This window comes from Aeromonas sp. TS_SC_11 (genome assembly GCF_057318915.1).
Genome location: NZ_CM170470.1, coordinates 2,638,464 through 2,655,999 on the forward strand (window position 1 = coordinate 2,638,464; position 17,536 = coordinate 2,655,999).

At 55.0% G+C, this 17,536-nt stretch carries 18 protein-coding genes and 1 other RNA gene; 11 read left to right on the plus strand and 8 right to left on the minus strand.

What is annotated here, in order from left to right; all coding sequences use genetic code 11:
- Positions 1 to 145 precede the first annotated feature (145 nt).
- Positions 146 to 1,906, minus strand: a complete 1,761-nt coding sequence (locus tag AC1P02_RS12360) for a hypothetical protein (protein ID WP_485182342.1) — start codon at positions 1,904 to 1,906, stop codon at positions 146 to 148.
- A gap of 89 nt (positions 1,907 to 1,995) precedes the next feature.
- On the opposite strand from AC1P02_RS12360, the gene AC1P02_RS12365 reads away from it, so the two are divergent.
- The 3 genes from AC1P02_RS12365 (at position 1,996) to AC1P02_RS12375 (ending at position 5,112) form a co-directional block, all read left to right on the plus strand.
- A complete protein-coding gene (locus AC1P02_RS12365) occupies positions 1,996 to 2,268 on the plus strand; it encodes a helix-turn-helix transcriptional regulator (protein WP_373884533.1) in 273 nt (90 codons plus the stop codon).
- Positions 2,265 to 3,803: a YfjI family protein gene (locus AC1P02_RS12370; RefSeq protein ID WP_485182343.1), complete on the plus strand. Its 1,539-nt coding sequence runs from the start codon at positions 2,265 to 2,267 to the stop codon at positions 3,801 to 3,803. Before AC1P02_RS12365 ends, AC1P02_RS12370 begins: the two co-directional genes overlap by 4 nt.
- A gap of 592 nt (positions 3,804 to 4,395) precedes the next feature.
- Positions 4,396 to 5,112 carry an inovirus Gp2 family protein gene (locus AC1P02_RS12375; protein ID WP_485182344.1) on the plus strand — a complete coding sequence of 239 codons (717 nt, stop codon included), beginning with the start codon at positions 4,396 to 4,398 and terminating at the stop codon, positions 5,110 to 5,112.
- A gap of 141 nt (positions 5,113 to 5,253) precedes the next feature.
- On the opposite strand, the gene AC1P02_RS12380 is transcribed toward AC1P02_RS12375, so the two are convergent.
- From AC1P02_RS12380 to smpB, 3 genes are all read right to left on the minus strand, one after another.
- Positions 5,254 to 6,504, minus strand: a complete 1,251-nt coding sequence (locus tag AC1P02_RS12380; protein WP_373884530.1) for an integrase domain-containing protein — start codon at positions 6,502 to 6,504, stop codon at positions 5,254 to 5,256.
- A gap of 177 nt (positions 6,505 to 6,681) precedes the next feature.
- Positions 6,682 to 7,041, minus strand: a transfer-messenger RNA (tmRNA) gene (ssrA, locus tag AC1P02_RS12385).
- Between the two features lie 122 nt (positions 7,042 to 7,163).
- Positions 7,164 to 7,652 (minus strand): SsrA-binding protein SmpB, encoded by a 489-nt coding sequence (gene smpB / locus AC1P02_RS12390; protein WP_005312834.1) that lies wholly within the window; start codon positions 7,650 to 7,652, stop codon positions 7,164 to 7,166.
- 88 nt (positions 7,653 to 7,740) lie between these two features.
- Between smpB and AC1P02_RS12395 the strand changes: the two genes are divergently transcribed.
- From AC1P02_RS12395 to AC1P02_RS12405, 3 genes are read left to right on the plus strand one after another with little or no spacing between them, the layout of a single operon-like run.
- Complete coding sequence (locus tag AC1P02_RS12395) at positions 7,741 to 7,956, plus strand: hypothetical protein (RefSeq protein ID WP_282684446.1); 216 nt, start codon at positions 7,741 to 7,743, stop codon at positions 7,954 to 7,956.
- Between the two features lie 39 nt (positions 7,957 to 7,995).
- Positions 7,996 to 8,430 (plus strand): SRPBCC family protein, encoded by a 435-nt coding sequence (locus AC1P02_RS12400; RefSeq protein WP_005312837.1) that lies wholly within the window; start codon positions 7,996 to 7,998, stop codon positions 8,428 to 8,430.
- Positions 8,423 to 8,782, plus strand: coding sequence for an RnfH family protein (locus tag AC1P02_RS12405; protein WP_005312840.1), 360 nt, complete (start codon positions 8,423 to 8,425; stop codon positions 8,780 to 8,782). The genes AC1P02_RS12400 and AC1P02_RS12405 overlap by 8 nt, the downstream gene beginning before the upstream one ends.
- Before the next feature lie 113 nt (positions 8,783 to 8,895).
- Here AC1P02_RS12405 and AC1P02_RS12410 read toward each other — a convergent pair whose 3' ends face one another.
- The 4 genes from AC1P02_RS12410 to AC1P02_RS12425 all read right to left on the minus strand — a co-directional run bounded on the left by AC1P02_RS12410 (position 8,896) and on the right by AC1P02_RS12425 (position 13,820).
- Positions 8,896 to 9,531 (minus strand): NAD(P)H-binding protein, encoded by a 636-nt coding sequence (locus AC1P02_RS12410; RefSeq protein WP_096119233.1) that lies wholly within the window; start codon positions 9,529 to 9,531, stop codon positions 8,896 to 8,898.
- Between the two features lie 61 nt (positions 9,532 to 9,592).
- On the minus strand, positions 9,593 to 9,931 hold the full coding sequence (locus AC1P02_RS12415) for an outer membrane protein assembly factor BamE (RefSeq protein WP_011898937.1): 339 nt from the start codon (positions 9,929 to 9,931) through the stop codon (positions 9,593 to 9,595).
- A gap of 120 nt (positions 9,932 to 10,051) precedes the next feature.
- Complete coding sequence (locus tag AC1P02_RS12420; RefSeq protein WP_485182345.1) at positions 10,052 to 10,771, minus strand: hypothetical protein; 720 nt, start codon at positions 10,769 to 10,771, stop codon at positions 10,052 to 10,054.
- A gap of 1 nt (position 10,772) precedes the next feature.
- A complete protein-coding gene (locus tag AC1P02_RS12425) occupies positions 10,773 to 13,820 on the minus strand; it encodes a DUF1566 domain-containing protein (RefSeq protein WP_485182346.1) in 3,048 nt (1,015 codons plus the stop codon).
- A 221-nt stretch (positions 13,821 to 14,041) separates the two neighbouring features.
- Between AC1P02_RS12425 and AC1P02_RS12430 the strand changes: the two genes are divergently transcribed.
- Genes AC1P02_RS12430 through AC1P02_RS12450 form a run of 5 tightly spaced genes read left to right on the plus strand, consistent with a single transcriptional unit; the run spans position 14,042 to position 17,534 of the window.
- On the plus strand, positions 14,042 to 14,245 hold the full coding sequence (locus tag AC1P02_RS12430) for a Flp family type IVb pilin (RefSeq protein ID WP_005312855.1): 204 nt from the start codon (positions 14,042 to 14,044) through the stop codon (positions 14,243 to 14,245).
- Complete coding sequence (locus AC1P02_RS12435) at positions 14,242 to 14,658, plus strand: prepilin peptidase (protein WP_485182347.1); 417 nt, start codon at positions 14,242 to 14,244, stop codon at positions 14,656 to 14,658. The genes AC1P02_RS12430 and AC1P02_RS12435 overlap by 4 nt, the downstream gene beginning before the upstream one ends.
- Positions 14,659 to 14,666: 8 nt before the next feature.
- Positions 14,667 to 15,557: a Flp pilus assembly protein CpaB gene (gene cpaB / locus AC1P02_RS12440; protein ID WP_219615376.1), complete on the plus strand. Its 891-nt coding sequence runs from the start codon at positions 14,667 to 14,669 to the stop codon at positions 15,555 to 15,557.
- Between the two features lie 19 nt (positions 15,558 to 15,576).
- A complete protein-coding gene (flpC, locus tag AC1P02_RS12445; protein ID WP_485182348.1) occupies positions 15,577 to 16,974 on the plus strand; it encodes a type 4 pilus assembly secretin FlpC in 1,398 nt (465 codons plus the stop codon).
- An 11-nt stretch (positions 16,975 to 16,985) separates the two neighbouring features.
- Positions 16,986 to 17,534, plus strand: a complete 549-nt coding sequence (locus AC1P02_RS12450) for a hypothetical protein (RefSeq protein WP_058395074.1) — start codon at positions 16,986 to 16,988, stop codon at positions 17,532 to 17,534.
- Positions 17,535 to 17,536: the final 2 nt, after the last annotated feature.

Consider the following 17,536-nt stretch of genomic DNA (forward strand, 5'->3'; position numbering starts at 1 on the left):
TTCAACTAGGCAATATAGGTGTGAAAATAATTGGGAATGGAACGTGGATATGAAAAACGAAAACCACAGTCACTACGCAAAGTCAATCTGCGTGACAGGTGATATTTTGCGCTACTCTTGCTATGAATAGCGCAATAGCAGAAAACTATACCTGTATGAGTGCTGAATCTTGTTCATACTGCGCTGGGTCGAGTGCCATCAGTAACGTTTTTCTGTACACTATGTCTTCAAGGAGTTGCAGGGTATGCGGGTGGCGTTCACTCGAAATGGGAAGGTAGGAGAGCAGGTTCTCCAACTCTCTCACGCAGTGATATAGGGTTGAATTGGGAAGGTAGGTGATGAATACTTTTTCTTTATCCGCTTTTGTTAACAGTGACGTTATCACACTCACCCTATTGCTTGTCGAGATACCAATTAATTTTGTCGATATTTTATCTAGCTGTGCATCCACACAATCCCATGTGTCAACAATAGATAAATGAGCACGATTTTTGGGCGTGCTTAGGTTCGTTGATACAAGATGATTATACTCTTTTATGCTACGCAGGATTGCATGAGCATCTGTATTTGAAATGAATGATGTAAACTTCATTTTTAATAAGCCTGCAGAATCTAGCCGGATATCATCATACAGTTCTTGAGTGTTAATGATTATTTGAATCAACGGGCTGAAATTACCATTTTTTAGCTTGGTGGAATTGGTTTTGATGGTTAACCCCAAGAATAAAACAGCAGCGTAATAGGGAAGCGAGCCTGCCACGTCATCAAACAAACATGCCTCGTCACTATCCAATAAGTCTAACGCTTCTTGCAGTTGCTCATTTTTTACGTAGTATAACAACTGTAGCATCATGGCGTAAGGCTTCAGATAGCGCATGTCCTCTTGGTTTTCGACAAGGAGAAAAAAACGTTCTGATTCTTTATGGTCTTTTATCCTTTTCATCGAACATGCAGCATAGCCTAGTAAGTAAAACATTGTATTAATGTTTTTCATTACGTATGAATTTGTTATCCGTGGAATATTATTGACGCCCACTTTCCATAAATTATCGATGTGCATTTTGGCTTCTTTGGGGAGTGCGTTATCGATATATTTTGGGGTTGCAATAAACTTTATTATGCTACTGCTTAATGAATTAACACGAATGTCAGAATAATCCACCCTGTTCATTGACGTGATTTGATGTAGCCATGCGAAATGACAACCTAGGCCGGTCTTGATATCAAAATAGATTGCAGCCATACATGCGATATAGGCGTCTTGGAAGTCTGCGAGTGGTTGTACGCATTTTTGCTGTTCGTCCAGATTTTCGATAGCACGGCAAGTAATCTTGGCTAAGCGGATTTTTTGCTCAATAGTCGCGCGTCGCTGAGTCCTGTCCGGTCGGATATCACGGATAAACTCCGTCAGCTCTTCACGATAATGGTTACATTCCGGGATTGCCAAGATAGAGAGCAGCATCTTGCGAGCTGCGTGGGCCACACCCTGTTCGTTGATTGATGAAAGCAGAGTATCCAGATGTCGTATGACAGGTGCTTCATCATGAAACTCGCTGAAGATTTCCATGTAAGCGACCAGTAGTGGACACAGGATATGCTTGGCATAGCGCTGATTTATCTGTTCTTTACTTAAGGGCGCAATGACGGGTTTTGAGAGTAAATAGGAGGCGGCCACTTCGCTAAAGTCCAACAGACCATTGACCAATATGCGGACGTCGCGATTTTGGTTGCAAAGTGTTTGCATGAGCTTCTCATGGAGTTCGTTTACGTAGACATCCTGTTTGCTGCTGTAGCTCCGCTTTCCCTTTAAGCGAGCGTTTCTATTGCCGTCGTACAGATCGAACGCCCACAGCAGATGATCCACAAAAAAATCATAACCGATTGTTTTAACTTCCTTTAAAGACATTCCGCTCTTGCCTCTGCAAAACTGCCGTCATTAATTTGATAACGATTCTATACATTGTGCCGCTCAACCCTCAGCGACTGGAGTCACAGATGCGCAAAGTAATTAACAAATCAGAAGTAATTTCTCATGACGAGCTTATTGACCGGATTTTGCGAATGAAGGAACTGAGCAAGACCACCGGTGTGAGTCCATCTACCCTCTACGACTGGATGAACGAGAAGTCGCCTCGTTTTGACCCCAGCTTCCCCCGAGCAATCCGATTGGGCGCGGCCTCGGTTGGCTGGAGCTTGCGCGCGGTTCAGGCCTGGATTGATTCTCGCCCCCAAGCCAATCCGATCCCTGCACACAAGGACCAAGCATGATGAACTATGACCACTATCTTCAACTTGTAGCGCCCATCACGCCGCAAATCACTTCTTTGCAGATACCTCTGCAGATAGTTGAGGCAAAGCCACTGCGTTTGCCTTTGCCCGCTTTCCCAGTCTGGGTGCTGCCTGAGGAATTACAAAAGATCATTCGTTATGTCCAGCAGGAAACCCAGGCATCAGCGGACTTGATTGCCTCTTCTCTGCTCGGTGGGATGGCACTATCCTGTCAGGACTTGTATGACGTCTCTCCCAAGGCTGGATTGCGCATTCCAATGTCGTTGTATCAGGTGGTGCTGGCTGAATCCGGGGAGCGCAAGTCCACGGTAGACAAGATGCTGATGAAGCCTGTTCGTGACCTCGAAGGGGTGTTGGAGACGCAGTATCAGGAGGATAAGCAGCGTTACAATATCGCGATGCGTCTGTGGCAGAGCGAGCAAAAAGCATTGGAGAAGGCGTTCGAGCGGGAGGTAGGCAAAGGGGAGGCCAAGGCAGGGAGCGCACAGCGCTTGGCAGAGTGTTTGGAGCGTCAACCGATGGCACCACAGCGCAAGCGACTGCTGGTCAGCGATGCAACTCGAGCGGCGGTAAAGCTGGCGTTGGGTAAAGGCTGGCCCTCTTTGGTGCTGCTCTCGGATGAAGCCGGCAGCATCCTCAATGGCGAACTGCTCCACGATACGCCGCTCTTGAACTCGCTGTGGAGCGCCCAGCCGATTGAAGTGGACCGTGCAACCGGCGATACGTATCGCATCGAAGATGCCCGCTTTGGGGCTATGTTGATGGTACAACCTGGCTTGTTCAAGGAGTATGTCAACCGCCAGGGACGACATGCACGGGCCTCTGGTTTCTTTGCCAGAACACTGCTGTGCCAGCCGACATCAACCATTGGCGCGCGGCTCCACGGTCCGCAACAAGTTTTGCCGCCCCCCGTTTCTGGCAAACATTTGGAATGGTTCCATGCGCGAGTCCTGAAGCGTTTGAATCAATCATTTCAACGTCGGGAAGAAGATGCTGTGCGTACTTGTCTGACACTGTCACCCGAGGCGGCAGCCAAGTGGCATGCCGAGTACAACCGGATTGAACTGATGTGCGGCCAAACGGGCTCATTGCGTGAATATCGTGACTATGCCTCCAAACAGCTCGAACATGTGGCCAGAATTGCGGGTGTGCTGGAGGCGTTTGTAACGGGTAATGTGGTCATATCTGAGCACACTATGCACGCGGCGATTCAGTTGGCTAGTTACTATCTGGATTCATTTATTCACCTGATGGCTGATGATACGTTGCCCGAAGAGATGGAGGATGAACTGGAGTTAGAGAAATGGCTGCATAAAAATCATTGCCGATTTAATTTCAAATCAATCCCTAAGAATTATATTCGCCAGCATGGCCCGAATCGACTCCGGAATAGTCAGCGTCTGACTCGAACACTGGAGCGCTTGCAGATGAAGGGGAAGGTCCAAGTTTATAAAACAGGGAAAACATGGCACGTCCACATCAGCCATAATAATGGCATTGTGCCCGGAATTTAAGCTGGAAATAAGGCGCTAGCTCTAGCTCTAGCTATATCTATAACGGTCACTTTGCAATAATCTGAGTGATTTTATGGCTCCAACCAGAGAACAGAGGACAAGCTAAGTTCAGAGTAACTTTCTTGCCTTAACAACCAGTATTAGTGGAGGTTTATTTAAAACATTCACATATTCCCCAGTGATTTAGACGGTCGCTAAGTTCGGTAATAGTAATATATACACACAAGGTGTATAACAAGGTAGAGGGTGTAGGAGATATATCGAGGATGAGAGTGATACACCGTCAGAGTGTATCACAGGGTATACCAACGAGAGCATGTGATATACACACGAAGTGTATGCCAATCAGATACACATCGGGCTTGTACGTCAGATACAAGCAATTAGCCGTATACATCGACATAGCGCAGCATATGCAAAGCACAGAGTGCTAAATGCAGGTTGGTATATCAACCTAGTGGTTTGATAAGAGAGCAAGGTATCAGTTGACCGTAAAGTTTTACGCAGCGGTCCTCATTAATGACGATGAGTACTGTCACCTGAGCATCTAACCAATTGGCATGGGTGTTCCATGTAAATCATAGGGCCGTATATGAAATCAAATGGCGGATATTATTTAATAGGCAACGAGCTAGACAACTTGCGAGTTGTGGCTGAGGCCAAGTATGGTGAAATATCCTTTGAGCAGCTGAAAACATCCGTGGAGGTGATAGCCAGCTTTTTGAGTAAACATCCGCGAGTGTTTGCTGTACGCGTTGATCTACGTTTCCCTCATATACCAGTTATGGATGATCCGGACATGCCGACAGGCTTTCCACCGGAGGTAGAAGAGGAAGAGGTTATTACGCGCTTTTTTGCTTCACTAAAAAGCCAGATACAGGCGTTACGTCACCGTAAGGGTCAGACTGGTAAACGATTCTTCTTGGGTTATATCTGGGTAAAGGAGCAAGTAACAAGCCAGTATCCTCATTATCACGTGGTGCTACTATTTAACCGAGATGACTACGGTTATCTTGGTGATTACTCTAATTTTGATGCGGATAACATGGCGACGCGTATCCGTAAAGCTTGGTGCAGAGCATTGAGGCTTGCATACCCTGATTATGCGTCTTTGGTGCATTTCCCTGCTGACGCAGAGTATCGATTTGATCGCCGAGATGCAGAGCTGCATAATGAGAATTTTTATATCTTCTTGGTGAGGATCGGGTATTTATTTAAATTGCGTTCGAAAATAAGAGATGAACGTAATTTCGGGCATAGCAAACGGACCAATAGCGTTAGCACAAGCCACGCCCTTCCCAAGCTTTAGCCCAGCGAGCGAGAGGTTGGGGGAGGGGGTCCACAAGACTGATCTGGCAGTTTAGTATCCGAAATCAGGTAACTGTCAGATCAAATTTGGACTTCAACACTACAGATTATCGGCCTCTTACATAGAGAAATTTATTTCCCCCTATTCACCCACCATTCGTAGCCCTCTATTGCCGATGGCCATGGAAATGCTTCCTTGGCTAGCCTGTTCAATATGATCACTCCACCACTGCATCATCTTCACGCGCTGTTCGAAATAATCTGAACGATTGTAAGCTCGGCGGATCTCATTTTCGTCGGCATGGGATAAGGCAGCTTCAATGGCATCTGGGTTAAAGCCCTGCTCGTTTAGCGTGGTACTGCCTAGTGAACGCAGACCGTGTGCCACCAGTCTCCCACCATAACCAAGTCGTTTCAGTGCTGCATTAGCACTTTGCTCGTTGACATGGCCAAGTGGATCACGCCGACCTGGGAATACAAATGGGCGGTGACCACTGATTGGCTTCATGTATTGTAACAGTGCGAGAGCCTGACGGGTCAGTGGTATCCGATGTGGGCGATCCATCTTCATACGCTCAGCGGGGATGTTCCATACTTTGTTCTCGAAGTCGATCTCATCCCAACGCGTGCCCGCTGATTCACCTGGGCGCACGAGTGTATGAAGGCTCCATTCAATCTGGCGGCGGGTGGTGGGGTCTAGCCGTCCATTTGCAATATCGGTCATCAATAACGACAGCTCGTCTGGCTTGAGAGTCGGCATGTGTTTTTTGGCTGGTTTCTTGAACACCTTGCGGACGGCTGCACAGGGATTGGCATCGAGAAGACCATGATTGACGCTGTAGTCGAGGATCTCATTGATGCGTTGGCATAAGCGACGTACGGTTTCAAGCTTGCCATCGGCTTCAAGGGGGCGCAGTAACTCGATCACCTTTGGGGCTCGGATCTGGTCGATAGGCATAGCCCCAATGAACGGCAGAACATACAGTTCAAGGGAACGCCACGAATCGGCGGCGTAAGCTTCGCTCACATCGTGTCGTTTCAGTTCCAACCATTGTTTAGCCATACGCTCAAAAGTGTTTTCATTAGCAGCTTGCTCAGTCTGTTTGATGGCAGTCTGCTCTTGCTGGTAAACCTTGGGATCCACTCCCTGAGCCAGCAGGGTACGCGCATCACTGCGTTTTTGTCTAGCCGCAGCCAATGAGACATCAGGGTAAGGCCCGAAGCTGATGTTTGCTCGCTTCTTGTCCACAGGCCGGTAGTAGTTGAATAACCAGAGTCTAACCCCGTCCGGCCTAACTCTAAGGCTCAACCCACTACCATCACCAAGGTTGTATTCCTTTTCTGCTGGTTTAGCTGCTCGCAACTTGGAATCGGTTAGCTTGTCTTTGCTCATGGCATCCTCTCAACAGTAACACCTAAAAATGGTGTTAAACGCAGGTGTTACGATAGATGTTACCAATTTTGCTGGATGCCAGTGAATACCTTTGGAATGCATCGGACAACAAAAAACCCGCAAAGCTTTACGCTATGCGGGTTTTTGTACTTCTTCGTTCCGAGTCGGAACAGTATTTGGTGGAGCTGGGGGGATTTGAACCCCCGTCCAAAATTACTACATCCTCGGTACTACATGCTTAGTCACTCTTTACATTCGCCAACCCGCTGCGGAGAGACACGCCACGAATTGACTAGCTCGATTGGTTTTAATGCTTCCGCCCCGAGCAGGACTTCCACACGATCCTGTGAAGGATGACCTTCCGATTCCCTAGGACACAGGCAAGCTAGGGTAGAAGGGCTCTATGCAGGTTATTAAGCTGCTAGTGCGTAGTTTTCGTCGTTTGCGACTATTTTTTTGCGGTTTGTTAACGAGGCCTACCGCACCTCGGCATGCACCTTGGGTTTCGTGAATCTTGTCGAATCCAGAATCAGCCCCAAGTTGTCAAAAGCGATTGTACGCAAAAATCCTGTCATGGCAAGGCGTTGATAGCAATCGACCGGCCTTGGCCGGTCGATTGCTGGTTTATTGGACGCCGCGCAAGCGCTGGCGGCGCACAATCAGCCGCGATGCTTGTTCTTCATGATGCGGGCTTTCTCCCGATCCCATTCGCGGGCCTTGGTGTCTTCCCGCTTGTCGTGTTCTTTCTTGCCTTTTACCAGGCCGATCTCGACCTTGACCCAGCACTCTTTCCAGTAAAGTGCCAGCGGCACTATGGTGTAGCCCTGACGGGCAGTCAGGCTCTCCAGCTTGTCGAGCTCATGGCGGCTCAGCAGGAGTTTGCGGGTGCGAGTCGGGTCACACACCACGTGGCTGGAGGCGGCATTCAGTGGCAAGAAGGTGGAGCCGAACAGGAAGGCTTCGCCTTGCATGAAGATGACATAGGCTTCGCTGATATTGGCCTTGCCCGCCCGCAGGGATTTGACTTCCCACCCTTGCAGGGACAGACCGGCTTCCACACGTTCTTCGATGAAGTACTCGTGACGGGCGGTTCTGTTGAGTGCAATGGTGCTGGACCCGGCTTTGTTTTTACTGTTCTTTTTGCTCATGACGGGCGCCTTTGGCAATGATTAGGAAGGCGCATTATACGTGGGTGGCGGCGGCTGTAAAACGCGCAACCGCTCAAGTGGCGGCTTTGTGAGCAGTTTCGGTGGTGATTTTGGCCGGGACGGTGATTTAGAGGTGGGTGGCGGCGGCGGTAAAACGCGCAACTGCTTGAGTGATGGCATTGTGAGCAGTTTCGGTGGCGATGTTGGCCTGGAAGGTGATTTATCGGTGGGTGGTGGCGGCGGTAAAACGCGCAACCGCTTGAGTGACGGCATTGTGAGCAGTTTCGGCGGTGATTTTAGCTGACAAGGTGATAAAATCGGCCCGATTGGATGAGGAAAACCCATGCCCCGTATTACTCGCAGTGCCCTGGTGATGTTCAGCGCCGAACAAATGTTCCGGCTGGTCAATGATGTTCACGCTTATCCGGAGTTTCTGCCCGGTTGTGTCGGCAGCCGCGTTCACGAAACCGGCAATGACTACATGACGGCCTCGGTGGATGTGGCCAAGGCGGGAATTGCCAAGACGTTTACCACTCGCAACCAGCTCGATGCCAACCGGCAGATCAAAATGGAGCTGGTGGACGGCCCCTTTAGCAAACTGGCCGGCTGGTGGACCTTTACGCCGCTGGATGTGGATGCCTGCAAGGTCGAGTTCGACCTCGATTTTGAGTTCACCTCCAAGCTGATCGAGCTGGCATTTGGCCAGATTTTCCGCGATCTGGTGGGTTCCATGGTGCTTGCTTTCTCCAACCGCGCCAAGGTGGTGTACGGTGTCTGATTTACTCAATATCGAGGTGGTGTATGCCCTGCCTGAGCGCCAGACGGTGCTGCGCATCCGGGTTGCCCCCGAGACGAGCGTGCTGGCTGCCATCGAGCAGTCCGGCATCGTGACCAAGCACCCAGAGATCGACCTGTCGGTCAACAAGTTCGGTATCTACAGCCGTCCGGTCAAGGGTTCCGAGTTGCTGCAGGACGGGGATCGCATCGAGATCTACCGTCCGCTCATTGCCGATCCGAAAGAGATGCGCAAGAAGCGGGCAGAGAAGGCCAAAGAAGAAGGGCGCGCCGATGTGGTGACTGGCGGCCGGCCCAATACCAACCGTAAGCGAGGGGATGCAGACTCGGCCTGATGCCGAGCGCTGTGATCACAAAAGGCGCCTGGGCGGCCTTTTTGATTTTTGCCGACCGCACTGCTGTCGGGTTGGCGAGTTCTTTAAATCGTCCCCGCCAGAGGGCGAAGAGGTTACATGGCGAGCAGGCGCTCGTTCTCCACCAGCTCGATACCATGTTCCTGCTGGCTGAGCACTATCATGGCGTGGGCGACCTGGCTGGCGTCGATGGCGCGCCAGCGGCGCAGCTTGCCGATGAGCAGGGGACGCAGCAGCGGATAGAGTGCCTGAAAAAATTGCTCGGAACGGCGCGGTGGCTGGCGGTTGCCGAGCAGCATGGCGGGGCGCACTATGGCAAGCCGTGGCCAGGATTGTGCCAGCAAGGCCTGTTCCATCTGCCCCTTGGTGCGGGGATAGAGGGTCGGTGAGCGTGGGTTGGCTCCCAGACTCGAGACGACGATGAGGCGTTGACAGCCGTGGCGGCGAGCGAGCTTGGCAAAAGCCAGCACATAATCGTGGTCGACCCGACGAAATGCGTCGTCAGAGCCTGCCTGCTTGCGGGTGGTGCCCAGGCAGCAGAAGGCGATATCGACAGGGGAGGGCAGGTCCAGATCCGCCAGTTGTTCGAAGTCGGCTGGCAGCCAGTGATGCCGGGGCTGGGGAGCACCCGCCTTGCGACAGAGCAGGGTCAGTGAGTGAGCGGGATCGAGTTGGCGGACAAGGGCTGTGCCGATCAGTCCGCTGGCACCGGCAATCAGGATCTGGCTCATCAAGCACTCCTTGCGAACGAGATAAAACAAAACCGGCGCTGGGCCGGTTTTGTGAATGCGATCAGAGCGGGGTGTGGAAGGCCGCTGGTAACGGGAAGTCGCCGGTGACCGTGGCCAGCTTGTCGTTGGCGAAGGTCACGGTGAGCTCTTTGCGCTCTTTTTCGCCGCGCCCCGGCTGGAATTCATAGAGGTAATACCAGGTGTTCGGGTCAAAGCCATCGCGCAGCATGGCGGAGCCCAGCACGAACTCGACCTGTTCGCGGGTCATGCCCTGGCGCAGTTTGTCGACCTGTTTTTGTTCCACATAGTTGCCCTGGGGAATATCGATGCGATAGACCAGGCTGCAACCGGACAGGGTGAGGGCGGTCAGGGCCGCGGCAATCAGGTGTTTCATCCGCATATCGAGTTCAGATCATCCATTCAAGTCTTTTACGCTGGCCGAATCATACCTACTCCCTTGGCGGAAGTAAAAGCCATGGAAAAAATAGCCAGAGGGCGCCTGGCCCTCTGGCCGATGGGATCACTCCTCAATGGTGGGGATGAGACGGACCAGCCGCAGCATGACACTGGATATTCCTATTCCGCCAACGTTGAAGGTTTCCCCGCTGCCGGCAAAGTTCAGAAAGTCGTATCCTTCCCCCCCCGAGCTGTCTGAACCAAAGGCGATGTTGGTCAGTGCCCAAAGTTGTTGTTCAGCTGAGCGGCATGCAGCTTTGACATCATCGGGAGCCTCGATCCACTGCTCGGTTACCTTATCCCACTTGGACGCTGCGTCAGCACACAGGGTTTCTTTATCTGCCACTATCTGTGATTGGAGGGATGTCGCAGGGTAACCTTGTGCCGCATAAATGGCTGGCTGGCACTGGTTGTTGTAGAGGGTAAACAGTTCCTTGATGTCGGGGGCCCGCCAGGGTTGTGCGGGTGTACCAAGCTGGTCGTTGGCCTGTTTGATAACGCCCATCAAGGGATTGTCTTCAGCGTTGGCGCGGGTTGAAATAAACGCGGGTGTGCCTTCGCAGCCGGTGCCATCGGCACTGGCGTGCTGACCATAGGGACAATAGAGCCACTGCAGACCTGTGGCTCTGTCGTTGACCACGTTCAGCTTGCCCTCGGCCGTGTCGACTTGCTCGCTGACGAAACGGTTGTGATCGTCTTGATAGCCAGGCAGACACTCGCGGGCCTGGCTGGTGACCGGCAACAGGGTGGCGATCAGCAATAGGGGGGGGAAATAGCACTGCATCTTATTCTCCTGTGACCTTGAAGCCATCGCTGACCAGCATGACGTAATGGGGTTGATACTGGCGGGCAATACTGCCTCTGAGGTCAGAGCCTGGCCGTACCTTGTAGGCATCCGGCCCGCCATCATCCTGGCTCCAGGTGCCGACCGGGCGACTCACTGGCATGACATCTGCCGTCCAGAAGCCATAAAAGATACCTTCCAGCTCGTTCCATTTGCCGTAGGTGTATGTCAGGCCGGAATAGAGCGGGAAATAACGGGTATCGAGCGCTATGGGGTTCTCTTTGGTCAGGGTCATGATGCCGTAGAACTCCTGCTGGCTCGGGGCGCGCCAGTTATCCAGGCCGCACAGCTTGCTCTGATTGACCTGATTGACCTGACGTTTCAGGTTGCAACGGCTTCTATCACTTGCCAGGGTGCCACTTTGCGGGTCATAGCAGCTGCCGTTGAAGGCGTTGTCGCTCTGGATATCGTCATAGGCAAACAGGCTCTTGTCATCGTGCAGGGAGGATTCCCCATCCTTGTGTTGCACCTTGGTTTCCCATACCAGTCCGCTCAAGGCATCAACCACGCAGGCGAAGGGCAACTGTTTGTATGAGAGGTCTTGCCGTGGCAGGGGTTGCCCCTGGCTGTCCAGCTTGATGTAGCGAGCGCCAAGCACCCCATCCTGATTGCTGTTGACGGCCTGACCGCTCAGGGGATCGCAGCGATTGTCGAGATCCCGTCCCCGCTTGCCGTCATCGTCTCCCATGCTGTGGGTGATGCGGGTATCGGCCACATGCAACTGGCCCGTCCGATAGTGGAGGGGGGCGCTGATGGTGCCGCCTTCGCTCATCACTCTTATCTGGTAGTCCTGATAGCGAGGGAGACCCTTGAGAGTGATGCGAGTCTGCTGGCTGATGCCTTGCTGTTCGGCGTTTTCAATATGCTCAAACGGGGTTTTCCCCCAGCCAATCCGATACTGACTCGCCCCCTCCTGAGGTTGCCAGCCAAGGGTGACCCAGTGGCTGCCATCCTGATCACGGCCCTGGCCCAGAATGGCCAGGCCGATCACTTGATCTGACAACACCTCGCGCTGACAGACGGGGGATAGGGGGCTGTTGGGGGAGGGGGTGACCCAGCTACCCGGTGTGTTGGTACCGGGATAGAGAAGTGCATCGCTTTCCGAGTTGCGGATAAGACTGGCCGCCGCCTTGATGATGTGGGAGATGTTCTTGTCTGGATTGGCATTCAACAGGGGGCCCAGCCCGCTATTGTCGGCGATGGCGGATTCCAGTTTGAACAGGTCCGGTATCTGATTGTTGCGGGACACGGTTGAATATTCATTGGCCATGTTGATCTCCAGCCAGCTCAGCAGTTGCTGGCGAAAATCAGTGCCCTCGATCAGGTTGACGGGCTGCTGCCAGAGCTCCCCCTCGGCCTGCAGGGCAACCATGGCTGCCAGCAGCTCAACCTGATGCCTCGGCAGTGCCTTGAGTTTTTGATCCAGCTCCGCCAGGGTCCAGGCTTGCCAGCCCAGGAAAGATCCCATGCTGGCACTGAGTGTGGTTTTGAGCAGCAGGGCTTGCTGGGCCGTGCTGGTATAGCCCACTTGCAGGCGCGGGAATTCGCTGGCGGTGAGGATGCCGTCCCGGTTGCCGTCCCGCTTGACCAGTTCGCACAGGGATCCGAGTACGGATCGCAACTCCACCTCGCTCTTCTCATCCTGTACCACCAGGGTGAGGGTGTCCTGCATCAGGTCATCGCTGGTCTCGCTCTCGCCAGGTTTGCAAGTGGTGAAGGTATTGTTGAGGTCCGGCAGTGCGAGGGTGAGGCTGTACTGGTTGCCCTGTTTGACGGGCAGACCGTCAAGCACCTGGCCATCCAGGGCCCTGACGGGGAGTTGTTGTGGCCGTATTGGGCGTTCCGGTTTGAAGTAGTACTGGTTAAGGCCATCGTGATTGGGCTTGGCGCCTATCTCCACCATGACGGTCGGCTCACCAAGCCGCGAAGGGAATATTCCCTGCAGGGTCAGTTGTCGATGAGGGTAGAAGGTGGTGTGCAGCTGATAGGCCGGGGTGCGGGTGTCGAGGGCCGCCATGGCTTTGAACGCAGCAGCCAGCATGGTCTCCGTATCGACAGGCAGTGCCGTCCCTTGCTGGACGGCATAGTTCAACAGCCCTTCTTGCAGGTCAGCACCTGGCTGAACCTGCTGGTAGGCGACCAGGTGCTCGGCCAGCTGGGTGATCTCGCTGACAGGGAGGGGAATGTCGCCATCGAGTACCAGTTGCAGCAGTGCGGTCAGTTCGCGGGCCATGCCGTGATTGAGCTGTGGATCGCTGACCAGCAGCGCCGTGACATCCTGCCTGCCTTCCCGTTTTTGCAGTGCCGTGGTCAGGCTCTGGTATGCCAGCAGCATGGGGGAGAGGTGCAGATGGGGGGCCTCCTGTTCGGTGATGATGCCATCCCCATTCTGATCCTGCTTGAGCAGTTGCTCCAGCGAGGGCAGCTGACTGCTGAGGATAGGCGCACTCTGCTGGCGGTTGCTGGCGGTCAACCTCAGTGGTTTATCCTGAGGCCACTGGCTCAGCTTGAGTTTGAACCCAAAGCTGCCGTCGGCCAGGGCGCTCTGAGTCACGCACACCTTGTCGGCACAGAGCTGGATATCGAATTGGGCTCCCTGCTCGTGTGTGATGGAGAGCGCACCCGCCAGATCCAGGCTGGTGGGTTTGGTGGCGGGATCTGGTGCCTTGTCCGGTTGATCCGGTGGTGTAGGCGGGGTCACAGTGCCTGTGTTGCCTGTGTTGCCTGTGTTGCCTGTGTTGCCTGTGTTGCCTGTGTTGCCGCTTCCGCTGCTGTTCCCCGAACCCGTGCCGCTGCCGTTGCTCCCGGTGTTGTTGTCCGATGGCGGGGTCACGGGATCCGGGGGGGGAGGTGTGGTTTGACTGCTGCCGTTATTACCGCTGGTGTTGCCGTTGTTTCCTTCCTGATCCGGGGTGCCCAGCTCGGCCTTGCATGCCAGCAAGGTTGCGCAGCAGAGGGCCAGGATCAGGGGTCGCGTTGTCCTGAACAAGATCGACTCCATTATTGTTGTATAGGTGAATAAGCTGCTGAACCAGTCTCTTCTTGCGAGTTGAACGATTAGTGCAGATTTTTTTGCTGTTAAAAGTGTCAAAAACGAAAATTCACTCTGCGAATTATTTCATTTGATGATAATGATATTGATTCTCGTTTGTGATCTCAATATCATATTGTCGCTGTTTAATTTCAGGCATAAAAAACAGGGACAATAAAATGAAGATGCGAGTTTGGGATTACCTTGGGGACTATCTGAAGGATGACACCGGCGCCACGGCGATCGAATACGGCATTCTGGCGGCAGGGCTGGCGGCCGGGATCCTCGCCATCTTCGGCTCGGACGGGATCTTCATCACGGCCTTGAAGGAGAAGTTCACCGCCATAGTGGCGGGGTTGAACATGGATGCCGCGGGCAAGTGACAGCGCTCGGGCAGTGGCTGGCCATATTGATGGCGTGCTGGTGTCTGGTCAGCGACTTGTTTGAGCGGCGTATCCCCAACCTGGCTGTGCTGGTACTGGCACTCTGGGCGCTTTGGCTGCTGCCGTTCAATCCGCTTTCGTTGACCCTGGCCCTGCTGACACTGCTGCTGGGGCTGTTTGCCTATCACAGGGGCTGGTGCGGGGCCGGTGACAGCAAGTTGCTGGCGGTCTGCCTCTATGGTGCATCCGGACGCTGGCCCGAGTTGCTGATCTGGATGGCGCTCTCGGGTGGCGTGCTCAGCCTCGTATGCCTGGCTTACGCCCGTTCCCGGCCATCTCCCGAGCCCGTCACTGTGCCTTATGGATTCGCCATTTTGTGGGCGGCGAGTCTGACCACTCCTCTATTTATGTAGTCACACCTATGAAGAAACTCTTCTCTCTTATCGCTGCACTGCTGGTGCTGGCGGCGACGCTGGCTGCCTTCTGGCCGGTTGAACCTGCGCCGCAGAAGACAGTTCCACCGCGAGACCTGACATCGGAATCGACAGCTTCCGACAGGGTCGCCCAGGTGCTGGTGGCCGCCCACAGGGTACAGGCCGGCTCCTTTATCCATCCCGAGGATCTGGTCTGGCAAACTCTGCCCGCCGCCGAGGAGATGAATCTGCCGGGGCTCTTCCTGTTCGGTTTTACCGATACCAAGGCACTCAAGGGAAGTCTGGTCACTCGTACCCTGGAGTCTGGGCAGATTGTCTCGTCTGATGATCTGGTGCGCCCGGAGCAGAGCCACTATCTCTCCGCCATGATGGCGCCGGGGATGCGGGCTGTGACCCTGGCGCTGGGGCGGGAGGCGGCCAGCCATGGCCTGATCCGGCCCGGCAACCGGGTGGATGTGATCCTCACCAGCAAGCATGCCCGTCAGCACAATGCGCAAGGGGCCGAGGTGACCAGCAACCAGTCGGCGGAGATCATTCTGACCGACATCAAGTTGCTGGCCATCGATGCCCAGGTGACCGATATCGCCGCGCTCAACGGCACTGCGGCGGCGCAGGACAACTTCGATCAAGTGGCCGTGACCTTCGAGCTGGCCCCTCGGGCGGCAGCCCGTCTGTTGCTGGCCCATCGATTGGGAGAGCTGGCACTGGTGCTGCGCTCGGTCCAGGGTGCCCCTGCGGGCAGCAAGGTTGTTGCCCTGCCGGAAGGGAGCCTGATATGGGCCGAGCAGGTGGCCAGTGGCCAGAACCCGAGGGCCATTCCGGGTCACGGAGTCCGGATCAGTTATGGCGACGGCAACGACCGTAACCGCCAACCTTAATCAACCCAGAAAGGACACGATGTTGCGAACACTCGCCATGGTGCTCGCCCTGCTGCCGTTATGGGCAGTGGCGGCAGAGAGCCTGACTCTCACCCCCGAGCAGTCCACCCTGCTCAATTTCGATGAACCCGTGCTGGATGCCTTCGTCGCCAACTCGGAGTTGGTGCGGGTACACAGCCCCTCCGATCAGCAATTGCTGATCTATGGTCGCAAGGTTGGCCGCACCGATCTGGTGGTCACCGCGCAGGATGGCCGCACCCTGGGTCACTACCGGGTGCAGGTGGTGGCGGATCTTGCCCCCCTCAAGCAGCTGGCCAGGCAGCACTTTCCCCAGAGCCGACTCACCTTCAGCGAGTCTGGCGGCGCCATAGTGGTGGCGGGGGAGGTAACCAGTCCACTGCAAGCCCACGAGATCCTGGCCATGGTGGAGGCGTTCGCCAAAGGCATTCAGCCTCAGGGCGTCCCCTCTGGCCCAGTCGCCCCCGCTCAGCCTCAGAGTGGCAATCAGGATGAGGGGGCGGCGGTCGCCGGTGGTGGCAGCGGGCAATATGCGAACGTCATCAACCAGTTGCGTCTGGCGGGCTCGGATCAGATCAACATATCGGTGCGCATCGTCGAGATGCAGCGCACCACCAGTGAACAGCTGGGATTGCGCTGGAGCGCCATGGGGGAGTACTTGCAGCTGGGTGTCTCGCCTGGCAACCGTTTTCCCAAACCCGCTGAGCGGGGCAGTTGGGGCGGCAAGAAGGATGTGGTCTACATCAACGCCATCATAGATGCACTGGTGGAGAACAGCCTGGTCAATGTGCTGGCCGAGCCTAACCTGACGGCCAAATCCGGTGAGGCCGCCACCTTCATGTCCGGTGGCGAGTTCCCCTTCCCGGTGGGCAATGGGGATAACGGGCCCGAGATCGAATTCAAGAAGTTCGGCATCTCGCTGGAGCTGACTCCCACCTTGCTCGACAACAGCCGCATCAGCCTGACGGTTTCACCCGAAGTGTCGACCCTGAGCCGCGAGAACAGCGTCTCCATTGCCGGGGTCGTGGTACCGGGCATAGAAACCCGTCGCACCACCACCACCATAGAGCTGGCGGATGGCCAGAGCTTCGCCCTGGCGGGCCTGGTGCGTACCCATCGCAACCAGAGCAGCGAGGCCTTGCCCTTCCTCGGCGAGATCCCCGGGCTGGCCCCCTTCTTTGGCAGCAACAGCTTCAAGAACCAGGAGAGCGAGCTGGTGATCATCGCCACCGCCCGTCTGGTGCATCCCACCAGCGATCCCCTCTCCCTGTCGACGCCGCTGGATCACTATCGGGCGCCGAGCCGGTTCGAGCGGCTGTTCTTCACCGATATGGGGTCAACCGAGCGACCTGGCGCGCAAGCGACTCGCCTGTTTGGCAACTACGGCTACAGCTATTGAGGGAAGTGACCATGTTAAGAGAGACACTGTTGCTGGCCCTGGCGTTACCGCTGATGGCCTGCACCACCCAACCCCCTGCCGCCTCCCTCAAGGATCAGCTGCAGTTCCGGGTTGCCCCATCGCAACTGCAACAACAGCTGCAATGGCAACTGGCCCCGCTGGCCAACCGGCTGGAGGCCGGATCCCTGCACCTGACGATCACGGGCCCGCAACCCGGGAGCCGGGAGCCAGCTCCGGAAGCACTGCGCCAGCAGTTGGCCCAGTGGCTGGCGCTGGAGACCCGCCTCACCTTCATCCCGGCGACCCGGCAAGCGTATGAGGTCGAGCTTGACGCCACCTTGCAATCCGACACCTGCCGCTATGCCAGAGGCGTATCTTTGGCATCTCCCGGCGCTTGTCTGGTACTGCGCAACCAGTATCGCGCCCAGAGTCATGGGGAGCACTGGGCCCGCGGCGCCCGCTATGACGGCAGTGGCAGCGCCCTCGATGCCGGTGCCGTGCAGCGCCTCTATCAGGGCAAGGCCAAGTCGGCCAAGAAACAGCAGACGACAGGGGAGTAGTG

Coding starts and splice junctions, on each gene's coding strand:
- AC1P02_RS12360 (WP_485182342.1), bottom strand. CDS start 1,906: ATGTCTTTAAAGGAAGTTAAAACAATCGGTTATGATTTTTTTGTGGAT.
- AC1P02_RS12365 (WP_373884533.1), top strand. CDS start 1,996: ATGCGCAAAGTAATTAACAAATCAGAAGTAATTTCTCATGACGAGCTT.
- AC1P02_RS12370 (WP_485182343.1), top strand. CDS start 2,265: ATGATGAACTATGACCACTATCTTCAACTTGTAGCGCCCATCACGCCG.
- AC1P02_RS12375 (WP_485182344.1), top strand. CDS start 4,396: ATGAAATCAAATGGCGGATATTATTTAATAGGCAACGAGCTAGACAAC.
- AC1P02_RS12380 (WP_373884530.1), bottom strand. CDS start 6,504: ATGAGCAAAGACAAGCTAACCGATTCCAAGTTGCGAGCAGCTAAACCA.
- smpB (WP_005312834.1), bottom strand. CDS start 7,652: ATGAGCAAAAAGAACAGTAAAAACAAAGCCGGGTCCAGCACCATTGCA.
- AC1P02_RS12400 (WP_005312837.1), top strand. CDS start 7,996: ATGCCCCGTATTACTCGCAGTGCCCTGGTGATGTTCAGCGCCGAACAA.
- AC1P02_RS12410 (WP_096119233.1), bottom strand. CDS start 9,531: ATGAGCCAGATCCTGATTGCCGGTGCCAGCGGACTGATCGGCACAGCC.
- AC1P02_RS12415 (WP_011898937.1), bottom strand. CDS start 9,931: ATGCGGATGAAACACCTGATTGCCGCGGCCCTGACCGCCCTCACCCTG.
- AC1P02_RS12420 (WP_485182345.1), bottom strand. CDS start 10,771: ATGCAGTGCTATTTCCCCCCCCTATTGCTGATCGCCACCCTGTTGCCG.
- AC1P02_RS12430 (WP_005312855.1), top strand. CDS start 14,042: ATGAAGATGCGAGTTTGGGATTACCTTGGGGACTATCTGAAGGATGAC.
- cpaB (WP_219615376.1), top strand. CDS start 14,667: ATGAAGAAACTCTTCTCTCTTATCGCTGCACTGCTGGTGCTGGCGGCG.
- flpC (WP_485182348.1), top strand. CDS start 15,577: ATGTTGCGAACACTCGCCATGGTGCTCGCCCTGCTGCCGTTATGGGCA.
- AC1P02_RS12450 (WP_058395074.1), top strand. CDS start 16,986: ATGTTAAGAGAGACACTGTTGCTGGCCCTGGCGTTACCGCTGATGGCC.